Consider the following 15,307-nt stretch of genomic DNA (forward strand, 5'->3'; position numbering starts at 1 on the left):
GTGGGGGCGCTAGCTGAGGGATGCGAGTGGCGTGAATGTTGATCAAGGGGCTTGATGGCCCAAGCGGAGCCTCGGCTATCTTGTATGCCATGTCACTTACGGACTCCTCCGGCGCCGATGGCCGTTCCCTGGTCCACAAGGTCTACGAGTACCTGCGCGACGGCATCATCGAAGGCGATCTGCCGCCCGGCACACGGCTGTTGGAGCGCGAGCTGTCCGAGCGCCTCGACGTCTCCCGGATCCCGATCCGCGAGGCCCTGCCGCAGCTCGAGGCGGAAGGGCTGATCACCACGCTGCCCCGGCGGGGATCGATGGTCACCCAGCTGACCCTGCGCGACATCGACGAACTGTTCAGCGTGCGCACGAGCCTCGAAGTGCTCGCCGCCCGGCTCGCCAGCGGGCAGGCCGCCGAGCGCTCCACCGCGCTGCTCTCACCCGCCTTCGCCCGCGCCGAACTCGCCACGGCCGAAGGGCAACAGGCCGAGATCGCCGCCGCCAACGCGGCCTTCCACGAAGCGATCGTGCGGCTCTCGGGCAGCCGCCTGCTCAACTCGATGATGGCGCCCATCAGCGCGCGGGTGCGCTGGCTGTTCCGGCTGACCTCCGACCGCGACCCGGGCATCCTGTGCACCGAACATCGCGAACTGCACGAGGCGATCTGCGCCGGCGACACCGAACTCGCCGCGTCCCTGGCCTTCGTGCACGTGGAGCGGGGGCGGCGGCCGTCCCTGGAGTCGCTGGCCGGGGTGCTGCCGGCCGGTGTCGACCCCGCCGAGGAGGGTGGGCCGGGGTGACCGGTGGTCTGTCACTCGGCCGAGCGGGTAGCCCTGGTTCGTTGCCCGAGCCCTGTGGTCTGCGAGTGGAGACCCGGATCAGGTCTGCTCGGTCACGAACTGCTCCACTTTCAGGTTGGTGAGTGAGTCCATCGCGTCCAACTGCTGTGCCGCTGCGACGAGTTGGTCGTACTCGGTGCGGTGGATGGAGATGCGGAAGTATGCGATCACGTGTGCCAGATCGTCCAGGGCCTCTTCGGTCTCGTCGTTCTCGACCAGATTGACGACCGATGCCAGTGACCTCGCCGGTATCTTCTGGTCGGCGAGGTGTCGTGCGATGCGTCGTGCGATGCTCTCGGCCACCGAACGGGTGAGCGCGGCGGGTGAGTTGGGCGCGTTCATGTGAAGTGAGGTTAGTTCCCGCAGCTTTGAGGACCCGGGAAGCGGGCGTGTTCGCGCCGTGGTGAGCGAGTGCGGGACGAAGCGACCGTCGCGGTCACTCCGCCCCGCACACTTCTCACCGGAGGGGTCAGCTGCCGACGAGCATCTGCCAGGTCTGCGGGCCGACTTGGCCGTCGACGCCGAGGCTGTGCGCGGACTGGAAGGCGCGGGCGGCGGTGTTGGTTCCGGAGCCGAAGGTGCCGTCGACGGTGAGGCCGTAGCCGAACTTGTTCAGTTCGACCTGGGCGGCGCGGACGGCGTCGCCGGTGGAGCCCGTCTGTACCTGGACGATCAGTGCGGACCAGGTCTGCGGGCCGATCTCGCCGTCCACGCTCAGCCCGTGCGCGGACTGGAAGCTCTTGGCCGCGGCGAGGGTGGCCGCCCCGAACTGGCCGTCGGCGCTGATCGACGCACCGTGGTAGCGCAGCAGGTACTGCGCGGCCAGCACGTTGTTCCCGGTGTCGCCGTCGATGACGTTCGGCCAGGGCGGCGCGACGGTGCTGCCGCCCGAGGCGCCGTTCCCGGTACCCACGAGCATCTGCCAGGTCTGCGGGCCGACTTGGCCGTCCACGCCGAGGCCGTGCGCGGACTGGAAGGCGCGGGCGGCGGTGTCGGTGCCGGAGCCGAAGTTGCCGTCGACGGTGAGGCCGTAGCCGAAGCGGTTCAACTCCACCTGGGCGGCCCGGACGGCGTCGCCGGTGGAGCCCGTCTGTACCTGGACGATCAGTGCGGACCAGGTCTGCGGGCCGATCTGGCCGTCGACGCCGAGGCCGTGCGCGGACTGGAAGCTCTTGGTCGCGGCGAGGGTGTCCGCCCCGAACTGGCCGTCGGCGGTGATCGAGGCGCCGTGGTAGCGCAGGAGGTACTGCGCCGCCTGCACGCTGGGCCCCGTCATGCCGTCGGTGATGTTCGGCCAGGACGGCAGGATGACACCGGTACCGCCGCCGCCCGAGCCGCCCCACTGTCCGATGTCGGCGGCCATCGCCTGGTCGAGGTCCGCGTCGTGCCCGGCGACCGAGATGCCGTTCTGGACCTGACGCAACTGCGCGCGGCTGTCCCAGCTCCCGCCGGACCACGCGTACGTCTGCCAGCCCCAGGATATTTTCCCGTTGTCGAAGAGTTCCTTGATCACGTGGTAGCCGCCGTACGCACCGGTCCGGGACCGGCCGATCACCGAGGCGACGCCGTCGAAGTAGGAGTTGAGCGCGGAGTACATCGAGGACTGGAGGTCGAAGTCGACGCTGAAGTAGATCGGCCGCGTCGACGGCATCCCGTTGGCCAGCGCCTGCCGCTCCGCCTCGGTGGCATGCCCGGCACCCTGGGAGTACGGGTCCGCGGGGACGCCGCTCTGCCAGTCCTGGAGTCCGTCGGACTCCCAGTTGGAGACGATGCCGAGATCCGCGGCGGTCAGGGCCTGAGCCTCGGACAGGGTGAGGACCTTCGGGTTCGGCAGCCAGCTGAGGTAACGGCACACGAAGCCGTAGCCCGCCGAGGCGACCGAACCCGCGGTGAGTGACGCGTCGGAGTAGTCGATCCCGTAGCCGGTCGCCGCGGCCGCGGGGGAAGCGGCGGATGCCGACTGGGCGAATCCGATGCCGGTCGCGGTGGCCACCGCGGCGCCGCCGGCGAGGGTCAGGAGTCTGCGGCGGGACAGATGACGGCCGTTGTCAAACAGGTCCATGACACGTTCCAATCCTTGACGTCTGAATGCGGTGAGCAACGTGGGGCCGTTGGGCGACGCGGCATGCGAGTCCTGCCGGAGCCAACTGTCGAGTGCTTGGGCGGTGCCGGGTCGGTGCTTGGGTGGTGCCAGTCGGAAGCAGCGCTGCAGGTGATCTTTGGGCCCCGGTCCGGGTCGTGTCCACAGCGGGTCGAGATCTGGTGGGATCGCGGGACGGCACCGGCGCTGACCTGCCGGTATCCGCAGCAGCGTGACGGTTGAGCGGGACGGTTCCGGGGCGGCCGCCGCCCAGTTGGGCGGTGTGTTGGTCCGGCTTGCCTCAGTGCGCGGTGAGGCGGTAACAGGTGGCGGCGGTGTGCGAAGACCCCGACAGACACGCGGTCAGGGGAGTGCCGCCACGGTGGAGGCCGAGCAGCGGGGTGTACACGAAGGCGTCCAACTCGTGGGTGTCGTGCACCGCGATGCTCTGTGTCGGCTGCCCGGGTTCGGAGAGCGTGAGTCTGTCTCCGAGGCGGGTGTTCCAGACCCGGGCCCAGACGGCCCGGCACAGCGGGTTGTAGCGGACCTCGAGTCCGGCACCGCTCGGGGTCAGCCGGTGCAGCAGCGTCTGCGGTTCCACCCCGCACAGGTTCACCCCCGGATCGTGGCCGGTGCAGGCCCCGGCCACGCAGCCGACGTGGAAACCGGACGCGCTGGGCCTGGCCGCTCCCGGTGAGGCGCCATCCGGCGTCTGGACCCGCTGCCAGGCCGTCGTCACGGCGAAGGCCACACACAGCGCCAGTACGCAGATGACCGCCGGCGCTCCCGGACTCCACCGGCCCCGCCCGCGTCGGCGCGGTCCGGGACCGGCCTCCGCCGCGGGCTGCTGCGGGGGAGCGGTTACCGTCTCCGCCGGGGCGGTTGTCACCGGCGCCTCCCGCACGGCGCCGCGCCCGCTGGCCGCGGCCTCGGCCAGTTCCCACAGCGCCCGTATCCGGGGTGTGGGCTCGTCGGCCAGCCGGCACAGGGCGCGTACGGCGAGCCACGGCGGCAGCGCGGTGCCACCGAGGTAGCGGTGCCAGGAGGATCTGCTGTACGCGGATTTGTCGGCCAGTTCGGTGATGGACAGCGCGGCACGTCCGCGAAGTGTCCGCAGTTCGGCGGCCAGCAGGACGAACTCCGGGCGGGCCCCGCTCATCCGCGCAGGGCGGCCCAGGTCGGCGGCCCCACCTGTCCGTCCACGTCCAGGTGGTACTTCTTCTGCGCCTGGATCACCGCGGATTCGGTCAGGGGCCCGAAGTTCCCGTCGATGCCGCCGGGGGTGATGCCGGCACGCTGGAGCAGGCACTGCAGCTCGGCCACCGCCGGTCCCGACATGTCGACGACCAGCTGCTGTGTACGCGTCGTGCTGTTCCCGGCGTACCAGCGCCCGTCCCGTCGGGCGTACGCGCAGGTGAAGGCCGTCGGCGCGGGGACCGCCGCCGTCGTCGTACCGCTGGTGTTGCGGGCCGCGGCGACCTGGCTGGGCTGTACGAGCAGCAGGACCACGGCGGCGCCCACGGCCGCCCCGCAGCCGACCAATCCCAACTGCCGCCACCCGGCGAGGTGGTGACGCGCGCTGTGCACGACGGTGTCCGGACGGTCGTCAACCGCTGCCCCGGCCTCGGTCGTCTCGGGCTCGGACGCCGAGGCCGGCTCCGAGGAGGACCCGGACCTCCGCGCGTTCACAGCCGCGTCCAGGCGCGCGAGGAGCCGTACCGGATCGGCGCCCACCACCTCCGCGAGGGCCCGTACCGCCGCGGGAGGCGGCAGCGCGCGGCCGCTCAGATAGCGCTCCCAGGAGGAGGTGCTGTACCCGGTGGCCGAGGCCAGTTCCCTGATCGACAACCCGCTGAAGTCCTTGACCTTACGCAGGTGCGCCACCAGTGCGGCCACCGCCGGGTCGATCCCCGCAGGCAAGGCACGCCACCGCGCCATCCCGCCCCCTTTGAAGACTGCGCCCTCTTCCGGCGCGAAGCATAGCGGCTCGGATCATCCCATCCCGGACCTCTTCCGGCCTCAACTGGCCGATGTTTCCGAGGCGTTGGCCCAGCGGCACGCGCGGAGCGTTCAACGAGTTCAGGCGCATCGGTTCAGTTTCCCGCCGCTCCGCGACGTGTGGGGCCGTCAGCCGCTTGGCTGAATCGCAGGACGCGGTCCCGCCTGCCGCGAGGTAGTTTGTCCATGTTTTCCCCGGCTCCTGCCTTCAGAAATACAGGCTGTAGGGTGCTGGAAACCCTACAAACTGTAGGGGGAGGGGTGGGCAATGTCCGGCAGCGCGTACGCCACACTCGCCGGGACCCGACGGCTCGGACCGCCGACCGCGTCCCGCCGCTCGGAGTACCCGCTCGCCGCGGTCGCGGCGGCCTTCACCCTGGCCCAACTGGTTCTCGTACGCCCCGGATTGGGCCTCGGCTGGGACGAGACCGTCTACGTCAGCCAGCTCAGCGCGCACGCCCCCGCCGCCTTCTTCAGCGCACCCAGGGCCCGTGGCATCTCGCTCCTGGTCGCCCCCGTCACCTCCTGGTCCTCGTCCACCACCCTGCTGCGCGTCTACCTCGCCGTCCTCTCCGGCCTCGCCCTGTTCGTCGCCCTCCGCGTCTGGCGCGGCCTGTTCCCGGTCCGCGTCCTCGCCCTGGCGGGCGCCCTGTTCGCCTCCCTCTGGGTGACCCTCCTCTACGGCCTCCAGGCCATGCCCAACTACTGGGTCGCCGTGGGCGCCCTCGCCGCCGCCGGCTGCTGCCTGCGCGCCAGGGCCGACCGCTCCGACCGGGCCGCGCTGTGGGGACTGGCGGCGAGCGCGTCCCTGATGGCGTGGATGCGCCCGACGGACGCGGTCTGGGCGACGCTGCCGCTGCTGGCGCTCCTCGTGGCCGGTCGCCACTGGCGCCTCCTCGTCGCCCTCCTCGCCGGGCTCGCGTCCGGCGCCCTGGAATGGGTGATCGAGGCCTACGTCAGTTACGGCGGCCTGACCCAGCGGCTGCACGACGCCTCGGCCATCGAGGGCGGACTGGGCTGGAACGTCGCGGTGCTCGACCAACTGCGCAGCCTGGGCGGACGCGCCCTTTGCCGCCCATGCACGGGGGCGATGCCCAACCCGGCGGTCGACGTGTGGTGGCTCGTGCTGCCCGTGTTCGCCGTCATCGGCCTCGTCGTGGCGGTCCGCGCCCGGCGCGCCACGGCGACCCTCGTCCCGCTCGCCTGCGCCGCCACGGCCGCCTTCCCGTACCTGTTCATGATCGGGTACGCGGCTCCCCGCTTCCTCCTGCCCGCCTACGCGCTGGTGGCGATCCCGGTCGCCGACGCCCTGATCCACCTGGTCACCAGGCCGACCGGAGCATGGCGGCGGGTGGCCGTGACCCTGCTCGTGGTGGGGCTCGCCGGGCATCTGGCGGTCCAACTCGCCGTCCTGGAACGGACGGTGAGCCGTACGAACGCCCAGCACCGCGACTGGTCCCGCACCGTCGCCGAACTCCACCGCCTCGGCGTACGCAAGCCCTGCCTGCTCACCGGTCAGGACGCCATCCCGATCGGCTTCTACGCGGGCTGTGCCTCGGCCGCGACCGGCGGCCACAACGCCAACACGTCCCGGACGACCCTCGACCGTACGGCCCGCCGTATGCCCGTCGCCGACATCACGCCGGTCGGCAGCCGCCCACCCGCGTACGCCCGCGACTGGCCCGCCCACCGTTTCGGCGCGCTGGAGCTACGTGTCGCTCCGAGCGCGGAGAAGGGCGGAGGCGGATGACGGCACCGCCCGCCCCCAACCGGACGACGACCACCACCACCCGCCGTCGCCGACACGCTTACTGGCAGACCGCGTTGACCCTCGCCGTCCTGGTCGCCGTCGTCTGTATGGTGCGGCGGCACTGGCCCGTGCTCGAGAGCGGGGCCGGGCGGCTCGCCGTCGCCGATCAGGGGTGGCTGCTGGTGGCCGGGACCGCCGCCCTCGGGACATGGGTGTCCTCGGCACTCGCCCAGCAGGGTGCCGTGCCCCAACGGCTGCCCGGCAGAAGGCTGGTGGCCTCGCAGCTCGCCGCGTCCGCCGCCAATCATGTACTGCCCGCCGGACTCGGCGCCGGTGCCGTCAATCTGCGGTTCCTGATGCGCTGCGGGCTGCCGGTCGGCCGCTCGGCCAGCGCGCTCGCCGTGAAGGCGACCGCGGGCGTGGCCGTCCGGATCGTGCTGATCGGCGTGCTCGCCGCGGTCTGCCCGGGTGTGCTGCGCGTCCCGGACATCTCCTTGGGCGTGGTGTGTGTCGTCCTCGCGGTCGTCGTACTCGTCGCCGTGCTGCTCAACTGCCCGCTGTGGCCCCGGTGTCGGCGCGCTCTCGCGACGGTACTCGTCGACATCCGGGCCGTGCACGTTCGGCCGCACAGGGCGGCCGCCCTGTGGGGCGGCTCGCTGGCCTTCGCCGCGCTGAACTGCCTGGTGCTGATCTGTGTCACCCAGGCCGTCGAACTGCCGCTGTCCCCGGCCCGGGTGGCGCTCCTGTACCTCGCCGCCAGCAGCGCCGCCGCGCTGCTGCCCACGCCGGGCGGCATCGGTTCCCTCGACGCGGCCCTGGTCTTCGCGCTCACCGCCTCGGGGACCACGGCGTCGGCCGCCGCTTCCGTCGTCCTCGGCTACCGGCTGCTCACCGTGTGGCTGCCGTTGATCCCGGGCCTGTTGGTGCTCGGGGTGCTGGTCCGGCGCAAGGCGCTCTGACCTCAACTGCGTTTCCCGCGCGGCCGGTTCAGGTAGGAGTCCGATATCTGTCAGCGGGTGAAAGGGAGTTGGATGGCGGAGAACGAGACGAGCGGCCGGTTGGCGGACGAGTTCTTCACTCCCGGGACCTCGTCCTTCACCGAGTTCCTGGCGACGCACCGGCCCGCACTGCTGCCGACCCGCCGCCCGTTCCCGGAGGGCGTCCGTGCCACCGACGGTCAATTCCCGCACGGCACCACGGTGTTGGCCCTCTCCTACCGAGACGGCGTGCTGATCGCCGGCGACCGCAGGGCCACCATGGGCAACGTCATCGCACAGCGCGACCTGGAGAAGGTGCACCCCGCGGACGACTACACCGCGGTCGCCTTCGCCGGCACGGTCGGCCTCGCCGTCGACATGGTGAAGCTGTACCAGGTCGAACTCACACACTTCGAGAAGATCGAGGGCATCCCGATGACCCTCAACGCGAAGGCCACCCGCCTCGCGGGACTGATCCGCCAGAACCTCGGGCAGGCCATGCAGGGCCTCGCCGTCGTACCACTCCTCGTCGGCTACGACCCCGTAGCCCCCGAAGGAGCCAAGGGCCGTATCTTCACCTTCGACGTCGTCGGCGGCACCTACGAGAAACCGGACTTCCACGCCGAGGGCTCCGGCTCCCCGTACGCCCGGGGCGCCCTGAAGAAGCTGTTCCACCGGGGCATGACCCGGCGCGACGCGGCCCTGACCGCGCTCCAGGCCCTGTACGACGCGGCCGACGACGACTCGGCCACCGGCGGCCCGGACATCAACCGCCGTATCTTTCCCATCGTTTCGGTCATCACCGAGGACGGTTTCGAACGGCTCCCGGAGTCGGAGACCGAGGCCCTGACCCGGGAGATGGTCGAACACCGCAGCAGCCACCCGGACGGTCCGACCGTCGCGCCCTGAGCGACACGGGTGGCCGCGGCCTCGGTCAGAGGACGGGGGCTGGGTTGCCGTAGTACGCGTCCGGTCCGTGCTTGCGGGTGTAGTGCCGGGCCAGCAGATGCGGGGGCGGCGGGGCCGGGGGAGACAGGGCCAGGGTGTTGATGGCCATGTCGGCTACGGCCTCGCAGATGATCGCGTGCTCCAAGGACTTGCGGGCGGTCGCGCCCCAGGTGAAGGGGCCGTGGTTGGCGACGAGGGCGGCCGGGACCTCGGCCGCCCGCTGGTCGTCGCCTCTCAGCATGTCGACGATGACCCGGCCGGTGTTGTACTCGTAGTCCTTCGCGCACTGGTCGGCCGTGAGGTCCGGGGTGCACGGGACCGGCCCGTTGAAGGTGTCGGCGTGGGTGGTGCCCAGCACCGGTATGTCACGGCGGGCCTGCGCGAAGGCCACCGCGTGGGTCGAGTGGGTGTGGGTGACGCCGCCGATGGACGGGAACGCCAGGTAGAGGCAGCGGTGGGTCTCCGTGTCGGTGGAGGGGCGGAGGTCGCCGTCGACCACCTTGCCGTCGGACAGCCGGACGGTCACCAGATCGTCGAGGACGAGATCCTCGTAGGGGACTCCCGAGGGCTTGATGACGAACACCCCCGCCTCACGGTCGACGCCGCTCACATTGCCCCAGGTCAGCGTCGCCAGACCGACCTGGGGGATGGTCAGATTGGCGTCCAGTACCTCTTGCCGCAGGCCGTCACGGACTCGCGCGGTCATCGGTGTTCTCCTTGCGCGTGGATCAGGATCATGGGGGTCAGAGGGCCTGGGCGAGCCGGTGATAGGCAGCGTTCCAGCGGATCTCCTTGGTGAACTGCCCGGTGCTGGTGGTCTCGTCGATGGTCAGCAGCTCTACGCCGGCCATCGCGGCGTAGTCCGTCAGCGTCTCGGTGTCGACGGCCGAGCTGAGCACGGTGTGGTGCGGGGCGCCGGCCAGCAGCCAGCTCTCCGCGGACTCCGCGAGGGAGGGGCGCGGCTTCCACACGGCCCGGGCCACCGGCAGCCGGCGCAGGGGCTCGCTCGGGGTGACGACGTCGACCGTGTTCGCGGTCAGCCGGAAGCGGTCGCCGAGGTCGGAGAGGCCGACGACCACGGCGGGGCCGGGGGCCGCGTTGAAGACGAGGCGGACCGGGTCCTCGCGGTCGCCGATGGACAGCGGGTGGATCTCGCAGCGCGGGCGCTCGGCCGCCACCGAGGGGCAGACCTCCAGCATGTGGGCGCCGAGGATGCGCGGGGTGCCGGGGCCCAGGTGGTAGGTGTAGTCCTCCATGAAGCTGGTGCCACCGGGCTGACCCGCGCCCATGACCTTCATCGTGCGCAGCAGCGCCGAGGTCTTCCAGTCGCCCTCGCCGCCGAAGCCGTAGCCGTCGGCCATCAGGCGCTGGACGGCGAGACCGGGCAACTGCCGTAGTCCGCCCAGGTCTTCGAAGTTGGTGGTGAACGCGGTGAAGCCGCCCTCGGTGAGGAAGGTACGCAGGCCGATCTCCTGACGGGCCGCGTACACGAGCGAGTCGTGGCGGATGCCGCCGGGGCGCAGGGCGGGGGCGACGTCGTACAACTCGACGTATTCGGCGGCGAGTTCGGCGGCCTCCTTGTCCTCGACCTCGTCCACGACGGCCACCAGGTCGTTGACCGCGTAGGTGTTCACCGAGTAGCCGAACCGCAGTTGGGCCTCCACCTTGTCGCCCTCGGTCACGGCGACATCGCGCATGTTGTCGCCGAAGCGGGCCAGGCGCAGGGTGCGTGAGGCGTGGCGGCCGACGGCGGCACGGGCCCAGGCCGCCACGCGCCGCACGACCCTCGGGTCGGTCGCGTGACCGGCGACGATCTTGCGGTCGATGCCGAGCCGGGACTCGATGTGCCCGAACTCCCGGTCCCCGTGGGCGGCTTGGTTGAGGTTCATGAAGTCCATGTCGATGCTGGGCCAGGGCAGCGACAGGTTGTACTGGGTGTGCAGGTGCAGCAACGGCCGGTCCAGGGCGCTGAGTCCGGCGATCCACATCTTGGCCGGGGAGAAGGTGTGCATCCACACGATCACGCCCACGCAGGTGTCGGAGGCGCTCGCCTCCTGGCACAGCCGGCGGATCGCGTCGGCGTCGGTGAGGACCGGCTTCCACACGATCCTGACCGGGATCTTCCCCGGGCCGCCGAGGATCTCGGCGATGCTCCGGGACTGTTCGGCGACCTGGTGCAGGATGTCGTCGCCGTACAGGCCCTGGCTGCCGGTGAGAAACCAGATCTCCTGGTCGGGGTAGGGCGTGGCGTTGGTGTCCATGAGGGTTCCTTTCAAAGGGAGTTGACCACCGGGCGGAGCGTGCGGCTCAGGCGGAGGCCTCGGCGCGGAGGTGGCGCAGACGGTGCATGACCTCGTTGGCGCCACGCCCGAAGTAGTCGTGCAGGAGCCGGTACTCGGCGTACAGCCGGTCGTAGGCGGCGGCCCGCTCGGGGTCGGGCTGGTAGACGGCGGGGCGGGCCTTGGCCATCGCGTGGGCGGCGGCCCGGATGTCCGGGTACACCCCGGCCGCGACCGCCGCGTGCATCGCCGCGCCGAGCGCCGGGCCCTGCGCCGAGTCGATGACGCCGAGGGGGAGCCGGGTGACGTCGGCGTAGATCTGCATCAGCAGCGGGTTCTTCATCAGGCCGCCCGCGATGATCAGTTCGCGCACCGGAACGCCGGACGTCTCGAACGCCTCGATGATCGTGCGGGTGCCGAAGGCTGTCGCCTCCAGCAGGGCGCGGTAGATCTCCTCGGGGCGGGTGGACAGGGTGAGGCCCACCAGGACGCCGCTCAGGTCGTGGTCGACGAGCACGGAACGGTTGCCGCTCTGCCAGTCCAGGGCGATCAACCCGTGTTCGCCCACCCGCTGTTGGGTGGCGAGGGCGGTGAGGTGCTCGTGCGGGTCACGACCGAGTGCGGCGGCTTCTTCGGCGTACGACGCCGGAAACCCGGTGCGCACGAACCAGCCGAAGATGTCGCCGACGCCGCTCTGTCCGGCCTCGTATCCCCACAGTCCCGGGAGGATGCCGCCCTCAACCACCCCGCACATGCCCGGTACTTCGGCCCACTGGTCGCTGCTCATCACATGGCAGGTGGAGGTGCCCATGATGGCGACCATCCGGCCCGGTTCAACGGCGGTGGCCGCAGGTGCCGTCACGTGTGCGTCGATGTTGCCGACGCACACGGCGATGCCTTCCGGCAGGCCCGTCCAGGCCGCCGCCTCTGCCGTCAACCCGCCCGCAAGGTCGCCGAGTTGGCCGATCGGCTGGTCCAGCTTGTCGACCACGAAGCCGGCGAAAGCGGGGTTGAGCGCGGCCAGGTAGTCGGAGGAGGGGTAACTGCCGTCCTGGAGCTGGCCCTTGTACCCGGCGGTGCACGCGTTGCGGACGTAAGTGCCACTGAGCCGCCAGACGATCCAGTCGGCGGCCTCGATCCAGCGCTCGGTCAACTCGTAGAGTTCCGGGTCCTCTTCGAGGAGTTGCAGGGCCTTGGCGAACTCCCACTCCGAGGAGATCTTCCCGCCGTACCGCTGGAGCCAGGGCTCCTTGCGGGCGTCGGCCAGTGCGGTGATGCGGTCGGCCTGGGCCTGTGCCGCGTGGTGGCGCCAGAGTTTGACGTAGGCGTGCGGGCGGCTGGTCAGGTCGGGGAGTTCGCACAGGGGTGTGCCGTCGGCGAGGACCGGCAGGACCGTGCAGGCGGTGAAGTCCGTCCCGATGCCGACGACTTGGTCGGGGCGCACGCCGGAGCGGGCCAGTGCCTCGGGGACGGCGGTGCGGAGGACGTCGATGTAGTCGGAGGGGACCTGTAGCGCCCAGTCGGGCGGCAGCGGGGTGCCGTCGGGGAGGGCGCGGTCGAGGACGGCGTGGGTGTACGGGTGCTCGGCGGCGGCCAGTTCGGCGCCGTCGGCGACCCGGACCACCACGGCCCGTCCGGACAGCGTCCCGTAGTCGACTCCGATGACGTAGGTGTCGGGATGGGTGTGTTCGCTGTTCTCGGCGTTCACCACCGGGCCGCCCTTCTGTTCGATATTTCAGTCGTTGTTCGAGGTGTCGAATGTGGTGCAGGGTAAATCTCTGGGATGGAACCCCCGGCCGGGGCCCGGCGCAAGTGCCCGGGCCCCGACCGGAGTTGACGGTCAGCCGGAGACCGGCGCGACCGTGATGCGGTCGATGTTGGGTGCGTAGGCGCTCGCGTTGGCGAAACTGATCGTGTTGGTGCCGGCCGTGAGGGTGACCGGGACGGGCAGGTCCCAGTAGCTGGACCAGCTGTAGTTGTTGCGGAACATGACCGTCTGCGCGGTACCGCCGTTGACGGAGATCTGGGCCGCCCGGGAGACGACGTTGGTGTTGTAGTTCCCGGAGCCGGAGACCTGGTCGTTGGCGTAGCGGACGTTCATGACGTACCGCCCGGCACTGGCCGCGGTCACCTGGAAGGTGAGCGTGTTGGCCGAGCCGTTGCCGACATAGCCGACGTACTTGCCGCCCGACGCCCAGCTGTCCGAGGTGGCGACGGCGGTTCCCGCGAGGGTCGCGCTCTCGGCCTCGTAGGCGGAGACGCCGGTGGTGTCACCGCTCGCGGCCACCCGCAGATCGCGCAGGGTCAGCGTGGTGGAGCCCGAAGTCGCCGCCGTGATGCGGTTGTTGCCCGCCGACAGGTACAGCCGGGAGCTCTTGTCGGTCAGCGTGCCGCTCGTGGAGGCCAGCGTGACGGCGGTCGCGCCGTCCAGCGTGAGCGTGCCCGACCCGTTGGACGAGTAGTCGGTGTGCACGGTGTAGTAGCCGTCGGTCGGCGCGTACACGTCGAAGGCGGCCGAGGTGCCCGAGGTCAGGGCCAGCGCGCCGGCACCCGTCGTACCGGACGCGGTGTAGTTGTACGTCGGCGAGCCGGTGATGTCGGCGTACGTGGCCGGGTAGGACGTGTCCGCCGTGGAAGCGGCCGTGAGGTCGATCTTGTCGAGGGTGACCTCGTTTGTGCCCTTGGCCAGGGTGATCGTGTGCGTGCCCGCCGTCAGGGAGACGGAGGCGCTCGCCGTGGAGCGGTAGGTCCAGTTCAGGGTCGGCGTGTAGGTGACCGTCTGGGCGGAACCGCCGTCGACCGTGAGGGTCTGGGTGGCCGGGCCGCCGGACTGGTTGCCGTAGAAGACGTTCAGGTTGTACGTGCCCGTGGTCGGGGCGGTGACGGTGAAGGCGACCTTGCTGTCCGTCTGGTTGAGGCTGCCGACGTCCTTGGTGCCCGAAGTGGCGTACCCGTAGGCGTTGGTGACGCTGCCCTGGGTGTAGACGGTGCCGTCGGTGATGGTCGCGTTCTCGGCCTCGTACGACGACGTCGACGGGGTGCTCGCGGCGGTGGGCGTGCCGGTGCCGGCCGGGTTGACGACGATGCGGTAGGCCGACATCGGGTCGAGGTTCGTCAGCGGGACGGTGATGCTGCCGTCAGAAGCGACCGTGTAGGTGCTGCGCGCCAGCACGGTCGGCGCGGGGCCCGCACCCTCGTAGCCGCTCCAAGCGGTGCGCTCCACCGAGACGTTGACGGTGCTGCCGAACGACGACGGTATGTTCTTGACGACCGTGTTCGCCGAGCCGGAGGTGCCGCCGCCGAGGAGCACCTGGGCCTGCTTGCGGCCGGTGTCGAGGGACGCGATGGCCTGGAGCGTGTCGGTGACGTTCGCCTGCGGCGGGGTCACCTTGGCGGTCTGGCCGGTGAGGCCCGCGTACCAACGCAGCAGCCACCAGTCGCCGTTGGGGATGTTGGTCTGGCTGACGTTGCCGTCCAGGTTCCCCGCGATGTCCCAGTACGCCTGGTCGGCGTAGACCTTGTTCCGCTCGAACATCGACATCCACTGGATCATCTGACCCGGCACGGAGAGGTCGCGGCGGTCGCCGTACTCGTTGATGTTGACCGGGCGGGGGCTGATGCCGGCGTTGGTCTCGATGGTGCGGTAGGCGGCGAGGTTGCCCTCGAAGTTGGAGAGGGAGGTCGGGTCCAGCTCGTGCCAAGTGGTCATGTCCGGAAGGACGTTGTTGGCCTTGGCCCACGGGTAGAAGTCGCCCATGAGACGGGCGTCGTAGTGCGTCTCGTTCGGGCCGGCGATCCGCGCGTTCGGGATGATCGAGCGGATCTTGTTGTAGACCGTCGTCCAGTCGCTCTCGAAGCTGGCGAGCGCGCTGTTGTACGTCGACGTGGTCGAACTGCCAAGCCCGGTGTACCAGTTGCCGTCCGGCTCGTTGAACGGCACCCACACGAACGTGCTCGCGTCGGAGCGGGCCGCGACCTTGGTGACCATCGTGGTGACCTTGGTGAGGTAGTCGCTCAGGCCGAGGTTCTCGTACGGCCACGAGGCGTAGATGTCCTGCATGTAGATGAGGTTGTCGCCGCCGCCACCGCGGGCGAACTCCGGCTGCACGACCAGCGCGTCACCGTTCGGGTGCTGGGCGCCGTCCGGTGCCTTCTGGGCAATGGACGTCATGTGCAGGGGAGTTACCAGGTTGTCGCCGGGGACTCCGTCGTCGCTGAGGCCGTACAGGGCGCCGTTGGCTCCGTGCATGACCGCGCCGGTGGTGGTGCCGAGGTCGACGCTCAGCGTCGGGGTGGCCGCCTGCGCGGCGGGGACGGTCAGCGCCGTGCCCAGGAGGGCGGCGGTCACCACGGTCACGCCCATGAGGGCGCGAACGGAACGGGATCTACGGGGTGTTCGAGGCATGGCTGTCCTCCTCCTCCCGCGGCGTTGCGGGAGGCTG

12 protein-coding genes are annotated in these 15,307 nt (G+C 70.6%); 4 read left to right on the plus strand and 8 right to left on the minus strand.

Annotated features, from left to right (window positions below; all coding sequences use genetic code 11):
* The first annotated feature begins 89 nt into the window (after window positions 1-89).
* On the plus strand, window positions 90-794 hold the full coding sequence (locus tag OO69_RS11115) for a GntR family transcriptional regulator (protein ID WP_078652381.1): 705 nt from the start codon (window positions 90-92) through the stop codon (window positions 792-794).
* Between the two features lie 78 nt (window positions 795-872).
* On the opposite strand, the gene OO69_RS11120 is transcribed toward OO69_RS11115, so the two are convergent.
* The 4 genes from OO69_RS11120 to OO69_RS11140 form a co-directional block, all read right to left on the minus strand.
* Complete coding sequence (locus OO69_RS11120; protein WP_033280354.1) at window positions 873-1,175, minus strand: hypothetical protein; 303 nt, start codon at window positions 1,173-1,175, stop codon at window positions 873-875.
* 127 nt (window positions 1,176-1,302) lie between these two features.
* Window positions 1,303-2,895 (minus strand): peptidoglycan-binding protein, encoded by a 1,593-nt coding sequence (locus OO69_RS49385; RefSeq protein ID WP_051800915.1) that lies wholly within the window; start codon window positions 2,893-2,895, stop codon window positions 1,303-1,305.
* A gap of 319 nt (window positions 2,896-3,214) precedes the next feature.
* A complete protein-coding gene (locus tag OO69_RS11135) occupies window positions 3,215-4,072 on the minus strand; it encodes a helix-turn-helix domain-containing protein (protein ID WP_051800916.1) in 858 nt (285 codons plus the stop codon).
* The gene (locus tag OO69_RS11140) at window positions 4,069-4,851 is read right to left on the minus strand and encodes a peptidoglycan-binding protein (protein WP_033280355.1); all 783 of its coding nucleotides are present in this window, start codon (window positions 4,849-4,851) and stop codon (window positions 4,069-4,071) included. The genes OO69_RS11135 and OO69_RS11140 overlap by 4 nt, the downstream gene beginning before the upstream one ends.
* A gap of 328 nt (window positions 4,852-5,179) precedes the next feature.
* Here OO69_RS11140 and OO69_RS11145 point away from each other — a divergent pair, with 328 nt between their 5' ends.
* The 3 genes from OO69_RS11145 (at window position 5,180) to prcB (ending at window position 8,547) form a co-directional block, all read left to right on the plus strand.
* Window positions 5,180-6,661, plus strand: a complete 1,482-nt coding sequence (locus tag OO69_RS11145) for a hypothetical protein (protein ID WP_033280356.1) — start codon at window positions 5,180-5,182, stop codon at window positions 6,659-6,661.
* On the plus strand, window positions 6,658-7,620 hold the full coding sequence (locus OO69_RS11150; protein ID WP_033280357.1) for a lysylphosphatidylglycerol synthase transmembrane domain-containing protein: 963 nt from the start codon (window positions 6,658-6,660) through the stop codon (window positions 7,618-7,620). The genes OO69_RS11145 and OO69_RS11150 overlap by 4 nt, the downstream gene beginning before the upstream one ends.
* Before the next feature lie 72 nt (window positions 7,621-7,692).
* Complete coding sequence (gene prcB, locus OO69_RS11155) at window positions 7,693-8,547, plus strand: proteasome subunit beta (RefSeq protein WP_033280358.1); 855 nt, start codon at window positions 7,693-7,695, stop codon at window positions 8,545-8,547.
* A gap of 25 nt (window positions 8,548-8,572) precedes the next feature.
* Here prcB and araD read toward each other — a convergent pair whose 3' ends face one another.
* The 4 genes from araD to OO69_RS11175 all read right to left on the minus strand — a co-directional run bounded on the left by araD (window position 8,573) and on the right by OO69_RS11175 (window position 15,270).
* Entirely contained in the window at window positions 8,573-9,292 is a 720-nt protein-coding gene (araD, locus tag OO69_RS11160) for an L-ribulose-5-phosphate 4-epimerase AraD (protein WP_033280359.1), read from the minus strand.
* Between the two features lie 37 nt (window positions 9,293-9,329).
* Window positions 9,330-10,847, minus strand: coding sequence for an L-arabinose isomerase (gene araA / locus OO69_RS11165; protein WP_033280360.1), 1,518 nt, complete (start codon window positions 10,845-10,847; stop codon window positions 9,330-9,332).
* 46 nt (window positions 10,848-10,893) lie between these two features.
* Window positions 10,894-12,576: a ribulokinase gene (gene araB, locus OO69_RS11170; protein ID WP_106971002.1), complete on the minus strand. Its 1,683-nt coding sequence runs from the start codon at window positions 12,574-12,576 to the stop codon at window positions 10,894-10,896.
* A gap of 129 nt (window positions 12,577-12,705) precedes the next feature.
* A complete protein-coding gene (locus OO69_RS11175) occupies window positions 12,706-15,270 on the minus strand; it encodes a CBM35 domain-containing protein (protein WP_234444403.1) in 2,565 nt (854 codons plus the stop codon).
* Window positions 15,271-15,307 lie beyond the last annotated feature (37 nt).

This window comes from Streptomyces sp. NRRL F-525 (assembly GCF_000716605.1).
Lineage (GTDB): Bacteria > Actinomycetota > Actinomycetes > Streptomycetales > Streptomycetaceae > Streptomyces.

Coding starts and splice junctions, on each gene's coding strand:
- OO69_RS11150 (WP_033280357.1), top strand. CDS start 6,658: ATGACGGCACCGCCCGCCCCCAACCGGACGACGACCACCACCACCCGC.
- OO69_RS11115 (WP_078652381.1), top strand. CDS start 90: ATGTCACTTACGGACTCCTCCGGCGCCGATGGCCGTTCCCTGGTCCAC.
- prcB (WP_033280358.1), top strand. CDS start 7,693: ATGGCGGAGAACGAGACGAGCGGCCGGTTGGCGGACGAGTTCTTCACT.
- araD (WP_033280359.1), bottom strand. CDS start 9,292: ATGACCGCGCGAGTCCGTGACGGCCTGCGGCAAGAGGTACTGGACGCC.
- araA (WP_033280360.1), bottom strand. CDS start 10,847: ATGGACACCAACGCCACGCCCTACCCCGACCAGGAGATCTGGTTTCTC.
- OO69_RS11140 (WP_033280355.1), bottom strand. CDS start 4,851: ATGGCGCGGTGGCGTGCCTTGCCTGCGGGGATCGACCCGGCGGTGGCC.
- OO69_RS11175 (WP_234444403.1), bottom strand. CDS start 15,270: ATGCCTCGAACACCCCGTAGATCCCGTTCCGTTCGCGCCCTCATGGGC.
- OO69_RS11120 (WP_033280354.1), bottom strand. CDS start 1,175: ATGAACGCGCCCAACTCACCCGCCGCGCTCACCCGTTCGGTGGCCGAG.
- OO69_RS11135 (WP_051800916.1), bottom strand. CDS start 4,072: ATGAGCGGGGCCCGCCCGGAGTTCGTCCTGCTGGCCGCCGAACTGCGG.
- OO69_RS11145 (WP_033280356.1), top strand. CDS start 5,180: ATGTCCGGCAGCGCGTACGCCACACTCGCCGGGACCCGACGGCTCGGA.
- OO69_RS49385 (WP_051800915.1), bottom strand. CDS start 2,895: ATGGACCTGTTTGACAACGGCCGTCATCTGTCCCGCCGCAGACTCCTG.